Origin of the sequence: Sphingomonas sp. 3-13AW, assembly GCF_049311085.1 — a bacterium.
In the GTDB taxonomy this organism is placed as follows: domain Bacteria; phylum Pseudomonadota; class Alphaproteobacteria; order Sphingomonadales; family Sphingomonadaceae; genus Sphingomonas.
The window spans coordinates 102,931-109,178 of record NZ_JASNVZ010000011.1 but is presented as its reverse complement, the minus strand read 5'-3'; the positions used below and the strand labels follow the sequence as shown (position 1 = coordinate 109,178).

Annotated in this window: 8 protein-coding genes and 1 tRNA gene; 6 read left to right on the top strand and 3 right to left on the bottom strand. The window is 67.1% G+C overall.

Going from position 1 to position 6,248, the window contains the following annotated elements; translation table 11 throughout:
- The 3 genes from QP045_RS13130 to QP045_RS13120 all read left to right on the top strand — a co-directional run.
- The coding region (locus QP045_RS13130) for a TonB family protein (RefSeq protein WP_422515439.1) at nucleotides 1–604 on the top strand (604 nt) is incomplete at its 5' end.
- Between the two features lie 54 nt (nucleotides 605–658).
- On the top strand, nucleotides 659–1,501 hold the full coding sequence (locus tag QP045_RS13125; RefSeq protein WP_422515438.1) for a S1/P1 nuclease: 843 nt from the start codon (nucleotides 659–661) through the stop codon (nucleotides 1,499–1,501).
- Nucleotides 1,502–1,567: 66 nt separating this feature from the next.
- Complete coding sequence (locus QP045_RS13120; RefSeq protein ID WP_422515437.1) at nucleotides 1,568–2,188, top strand: DJ-1/PfpI family protein; 621 nt, start codon at nucleotides 1,568–1,570, stop codon at nucleotides 2,186–2,188.
- 11 nt (nucleotides 2,189–2,199) lie between these two features.
- Here QP045_RS13120 and QP045_RS13115 read toward each other — a convergent pair whose 3' ends face one another.
- Entirely contained in the window at nucleotides 2,200–2,655 is a 456-nt protein-coding gene (locus QP045_RS13115) for a hypothetical protein (RefSeq protein WP_422515436.1), read from the bottom strand.
- A gap of 232 nt (nucleotides 2,656–2,887) precedes the next feature.
- Between QP045_RS13115 and xth the strand changes: the two genes are divergently transcribed.
- A complete protein-coding gene (gene xth, locus QP045_RS13110) occupies nucleotides 2,888–3,664 on the top strand; it encodes an exodeoxyribonuclease III (RefSeq protein WP_422515435.1) in 777 nt (258 codons plus the stop codon).
- 109 nt (nucleotides 3,665–3,773) lie between these two features.
- Nucleotides 3,774–4,565, top strand: a complete 792-nt coding sequence (locus QP045_RS13105) for a ThuA domain-containing protein (RefSeq protein WP_422515434.1) — start codon at nucleotides 3,774–3,776, stop codon at nucleotides 4,563–4,565.
- Between the two features lie 49 nt (nucleotides 4,566–4,614).
- Here the strand turns inward: QP045_RS13105 and QP045_RS13100 are convergent, their stop codons facing one another.
- Nucleotides 4,615–5,001, bottom strand: a complete 387-nt coding sequence (locus QP045_RS13100; protein WP_422515433.1) for a nuclear transport factor 2 family protein — start codon at nucleotides 4,999–5,001, stop codon at nucleotides 4,615–4,617.
- An 88-nt stretch (nucleotides 5,002–5,089) separates the two neighbouring features.
- Nucleotides 5,090–5,165, bottom strand: a tRNA-Thr gene (locus QP045_RS13095).
- 187 nt (nucleotides 5,166–5,352) lie between these two features.
- Between QP045_RS13095 and QP045_RS13090 the strand changes: the two genes are divergently transcribed.
- Nucleotides 5,353–6,222, top strand: a complete 870-nt coding sequence (locus tag QP045_RS13090; protein ID WP_422515432.1) for a hypothetical protein — start codon at nucleotides 5,353–5,355, stop codon at nucleotides 6,220–6,222.
- Nucleotides 6,223–6,248 lie beyond the last annotated feature (26 nt).

Below are 6,248 nucleotides of genomic sequence, written 5' to 3'. Positions count from 1 at the left end.
CTCCCAGCCCAAGCGCGAACGGCACCCCGCACCCGGCCGTGCCACCGCACCCCGGCCGGAGGGCGCCGCCTCCCCCGCCAACCTGCGCGGCAAGGCGACCGAGATCGTCGCGCCGCCGGTTCCGGTCGTCGTCCAGCCGCCGGTCCTCATCACGGCGGAGGTCGCAGGCGTCGGCAGCCAGCAGACGACGGGCGCCGCGCCCGTGCGGGGGCCGGGTACCGGCAGCGGCGGCGTGGGGACCGGCACCGGCAGCGGCGCGGGCGGCGATGGGGACGGCGGGGGCGGCGGCGGCGAAGGCGAGACGCCGCCGCGCTGGCGCAGCGGGCGACTGCGCGATTCCGACTATCCTTCCACACTCACCCAGGCGGGGATCGGCGGCAGGGTCGGCGTCCGCTACGTCGTTGAGACCAACGGCCGCGTCGGACGCTGCGACGTCACCCATTCGAGCGGCAGCGCCGAACTCGACTCGCTGACCTGCGGGTTGATCCAGAAGCGCTTCCGCTTCGACCCCTCCCGCGATGCGGACGGCCGCCCCGTCGCGTCCACCATCATCGAGAACCACGAATGGGTCCCTGAGCCGGGACGCGGCTTGGACGACGATTGATCGGGCTGACGCTGCCCCTCCCCCCAAGCCGCAGGATAGCCTAGAGGACCGGCCATGATTCGCCGCCTCCTGCTCGCACTCGCCCTTGTCTTCGTCGCGTCGCCCGCCCAGGCGTATTGGGAGTTCGGACACGAAACCGTCGCCGCCATCGCCTATCGCAACGTAACGCCGGCGACCCGCGCCAGGATCGACGCCTTGCTGCGCCAGCAGAAGCTGCTCGATACGCCGACCTGCCCCGCCCGCACCATCGAGGAGGCGAGCGTGTGGCCGGACTGCGTGAAGAAGCTGGGTGAGCGGTTCACCTACGCTTATTCCTGGCACTATCAGAACGTCGATGTGTGCAAGCCGTTCGACCTCAAATCGGCGTGCAAGGACGGCAATTGCGTGTCGGCGCAGATCACCCGCAGCGTGAAGCTGCTGGAGGACCCCAAGGTCCCCGAGCGGGAGCGGTTGCAGGCGCTGGTCAACCTGATCCACTTCGTCGGCGATCTGCACATGCCGCTTCATGCCGGTGACCGCGGCGACCTGGGCGGCAATCGCGTCCGCGGCGACTATGGCATCTATGGCCCGGAGCGGTTCAACCTGCACAGCATCTGGGACGGCCCGCTGACCGAGCGCGCGATCTCGACGCCGCCCACCATCGTCCGCGTCTATTCGCCGCAGGAGCGATCGATGATCGCCGGCGGCAGCGTCGAGGACTGGAGCCGGCAGAGCTGGGAGATCAGCCGCGACTATGCCTATGCGAGCGCGTTCAACGGGGACGCCTGCGGCCCCGTCCCCACCGGCCGGATCAAGCTGGACCAGGCGACGATCGAGAAGCTGGTGCCCATCGCCAAGCTCCAGGTCGCGCGCGGCGGCCTCCGCCTGGCGCGGCTGCTGGACGAGGCGCTGGGCTGAGTGGCCGTGTCATCTTCGCCCGCCCTGCGCTAACAACTTCCTCCACATCCGCCGGGGGAGGCGTTCATGCAGATTGCGGTTCTGACGTTCGAAGGGTTCAACGAACTGGACTCGTTCGTCGCGGCGGCGATCCTCAACCGCATGAAGGCCAAGGGCTGGGCGGCGCACATCACCTCGCCCAGTGAGCGGGTCACGTCCATGAACGGCGTCACCGTCGAACGCCAAAGGCCGCTGGAGTTCGCGGCCGAAGCCGATGCGGTGCTGATCGGCAGCGGCATCCGCACCCGCGAGATCGCCGCCGACGCCGCGATGCTGGCGCGTATCCGGCTCGACCCGGCGCGCCAGCTGATCGGTGCGCAATGCTCGGGCACGCTGCTGCTGGCGAAGCTGGGCCTGATCGGCGACCTGCCGGCCTGTACCGACCTCACCACCAAGCCGTGGGTGATCGACGCAGGCGTTCAGGTAATCGACGCACCGTTCGTGGCGCACGGCAATGTCGCGACCGCGGGCGGCTGCCTCGCGTCGCAATATCTCGCCACCTGGATGATCGCCCGCGGCGCGTCCGTCCGCGATGCCGAAGACGCGATGCACTATGTCGCCCCTGTCGGCGAGAAAGCACGCACCGTCGCGCAGGCCATGGCGGTGGTCGCCCCGTTCCTCGACGCGGGCGCCTCGATCGCGGCCTGAGGCGCGGCGGACTAAAGCTGGATCGCTTCGTCCATCGGGGCGTCGGTTCCTGCCAGCTGCAGGTGGAGAACAGTCGCACCGTCTTCCGTTGCTTCGTCGCGCAAGACCGCGCTTGCCCAGTCCGCCACCTGATATCCGGCAAACGGCTTCGCCAGCACCGCCGTATCGGCGGCCGTCTGGGCGCCGCCGGGCGCTGGGTTCGCCAGCAGCAGCAGGACGGGCACCCCGGCCCGCTCCGCCGCATCGAGCAACTCGGGCGCGGCTGCGGTCAGGACCTGGCTGATGACGGCGGCGCGGATCGCCGGATCGGTCGTAAGCGCAACGAGCGCCTGCTCGGCGTCCACGAACGGCCCGGCGACGGGCAATCCGCGATCCTCCAAGGTCGCGACCACATAGCCTGCTACGAACGCGTCCGGATCCGCGACGAGCACCCGCCGCACGTGGATATCTTGATCCTGTGTTCGCACGACCTCTCCTTTCAGCCGAACGATAGCGTGCCATGTTGCATCAGACTTTAATCTGGGTCGGTCGTTCAGCCAAAGTCCGCTGACCTATGTGTCAAAGATGCGCGTGTAAAATTCCTTCCCCCACATCTTTCGCGGCAGCGACGCTTGGCGGTGCACGCAAACGGATCGAAGAGCGTTCTCGCGGCTGGGATAGAAAGCTGACCCATGCCGAACGATGCTGCAGGAGGCGTGCATGAAGATCGCGACCTATAATGTGAACGGCATCAATGGCCGCCTTCCCGTCCTCTTGCGCTGGCTGGAGGAAGAGCAGCCCGACATCGTCAGCCTTCAGGAACTCAAGGCGCCGGACGAGAAGTTTCCGGAGGGCGCCATTCGTGACCTGGGCTATGATGCCGTGTGGCATGGGCAGAAGAGCTGGAACGGCGTCGCCATCCTCAGCCGGGTCGGAAAGATCCACGAGACCCGCCGCGGCCTCCCCGGCGATCCCGACCCGACCCAGAGCCGCTACCTCGAAGCCGCCGTCAACGGAATCCTGATCGGCGCCCTGTACCTCCCCAACGGCAACCCGCGGCCAGGGCCGAAATTCGCCTATAAGCTCGCCTGGTTCGACAAGCTGATCGAACACGCCGCAGGCTTGTACGCCTCGGGCGCGCCGGTGGTGCTGGCCGGCGACTTCAACGTCATGCCGACCGAACGCGACGTCTACAAACCAGAGCGCTGGGTCGACGACGCCCTGTTCGCGCCCGAGGTCCGGGCCGCCTTCTCCCGCCTGCTGGAGCAAGGATGGACCGACGCCGTTCGCACCATCCATCCCGACGAAACCGTCTACACCTTCTTCGACTATTTCCGGAATGCCTTTGCCCGCAATGCAGGGCTGCGCATCGACCACTTCCTGCTCAGCCCTGCGCTTCGCGACCGGCTTCTCGATGCGCAGGTGGATCTGAAGGTTCGCGGCTGGGAAAAGACGAGCGATCATGCGCCCGTGTGGATCGAACTTGCCGACGCCTAGCCGCAGCAACAACGGGCATCGCACCGCCTGCCGGCGAGATGTCGGACGCGGCGCGCATTGATCCGCAAGATCTGATACCAGCGTGTGAGCTTCAGGGAGAGATGACGGCATGTTCCGAATCATTGGGCTGATCGGCCTGCTCGCGACCGCACAGGCCGCGCCGAACCCGCATTTGCCCAAGGCGACGTTCGATACCGTCGCGCCCAAGCTGCCGAAGACGATCGAGCGCGGTGTCCTGATCGTGTCGAAGACGAACGGCTGGCGGCATCTTGAGCACATCCCGCATTCCAACGTCGTCCTCACCGGGATCGCGCGGGAACTGGGCCGACCGGCCTATGCGACCGAGAATGCCGCGATCTTCAACGACGAACAGCTCGCGCGTTTCTCGGTCGTCGTCCTGAACAGCGCCAGCGGACAGTTCCTGACAGAGCCGCAGCGCGCCGCCTTCCAGCGCTTCGTCGATCGTGGCGGCGGCGTCGTCGCCCTGCATGCGGCCGGCGACAACAGCCATGTTGCGCCCTGGTATGTCGACACGATCATCGGCACCAAATTCATCGGCCACCCTGGCGACGACGACCACATCCAGCCTGCGCGCATCCTGGTCGACCAGCCGGACCATCCGGTGATGAAGGGCGTAACCCTCCCCTGGACGCCAAAGGACGAATGGTACTCCTTTTCAGGAGATCCCGCGGCAAAGGGGATGACGGTGCTCGCCCGTGTCGACGAGACGAGCTATCGACCCGGGGCCAAGCTGGCGATGGGCTCGCACCCGATCATCTGGACAAACCCGAACAGCCGCGGCCGGGTGATCTATTCCGCGCTGGGCCATACACCCGAGAGCTATGATGATCCGAACTATCGCCGCATCCTCACCAACGCGATCCGCTGGGCCGCCCGTTGATGCGGCCGCTGGCGGGCGCCTGAGGGTCTTGGGGGCTGTTGGAGGTTCGTTAGGCTGCGTCCGATCCTGCGTGATTGCGGATGCCGGCCGGGTAGGTGCCGTGCCCTTCCCGCACCAGACCGGCATCGAACACCAGCACCTCGCACACGCTGACGCCCTTGTGGTTGCGATACTGGATCACCAGCGTCTCGATCCCCGCAAACACGGCCTCGACGGTGAAATGCAGGTCGGGAAACCGGCGCAGCCCCTCTTCCCAATAGGATCTAAGCGCTGCTTTCCCGCGCACGACGCCCCCCGTTGCGGGCAAGAGCGCCGCGGCCGTCGGCGACGTAAAGACCACATCCTCGTGGAAGTGCGCCAGAACCGCGTCGAGATCCTGCGCATTCCAGGCCGCACACCATCGGGCTGCAAAGACATGGGGATCGGGAATCGCCATCCCGGCAGGATGCTCCCGCCGGCCACGCCGGGCAAGCATATGCCTGCGTCCCTCCCCGGGGATTTTCTGACCATGGGTTTAGGAAGGGTGGTGCCGCTTACAGGACTCGAACCTGTGACCCCCGCATTACGAATGCGATGCTCTACCAACTGAGCTAAAGCGGCACAGGGCGCACAGCGCCTCGTGGGAAGGGCGCGCTTACCAGCGGGAATCGGGGCTGGCAAGCACCGGCTGTACGGTTTTCGCAAAACTTCCTCAGCAACGCCGCCGACACATCGCGGCGTTCCTTCATCCATCATTTACCACGGTCCGTCACACTGGACTGGGCAGCGACGCCCGTGAGGACCGGATATGGACAGGGCGCGCGGACCCGGGGATCGACCGGAACCGAACGAATCCGATCGCGATGGTGCGTTCGATCGCGAGGGGTTGGGCCACGCCCCCGAGCCCCGCATCGCCGTCGGCGATGTCGAGCGGCGGATGCACCTGCGCGCCTACAACTATTGGGTTTCGTTGTTGAAGGGCCGCGCCTACCCCGCGATCGAGGAACTCGATCTGGACGGCGCCCATGATTTCGGCGCGCACGGCGTGCTGCTCGACTTCACCGACACGACCGGCGGCCCCCGCATTCACTTCATCGGCCAGGCGGTGCGCCAGGAATGCGGCATCACCGCGGGCATCCTGCGCGTGGCCGACATGCCGCAGGACTCGCTGCTGGCACGCATGACCGAGCAATATCCGCGGATCCTCTCCAGTCGTGCGCCGATCGGCTTTGAAGCCGAGTTCCTGCCGCGCCCCGGCCGCGCGACCCTCTACCGCGGCATCCTGATGCCGTTCTCGTCGGACCAGCAGCAGATCGACTTCGTCTACGGCGTGATCAACTGGAAGGAAGTCGCCGACGCGGAGGTCCAGGCGCAATTGACCGCAGAGATCGCCGAGGTGCGCGCGGCCGAGCCGGCGCCCCCTGCCCCGGTCGCCGCTTGGGCGGATGGACCCAGCGGCGGCTACGGCGTACCCGCCACGACACCGGACGGAGAGGCCACCGCTGCCATCCTGCGCGCCGCCCCGTCGCTCGGGTCGGTGATGCTCGATGCCGGGGGCGAGGAATTCGTCGTCCTCATCGGTCGTGCCGGGGGCGACGGGCGGATCGAGGTGGTGGCGCGGGCGGATGGCAGCAACGGCCTGACCGAGCAGGCCCTGCGTCGCACGATGCACAACTAACGCAGCGCAGCATTTCCTTCGCACCT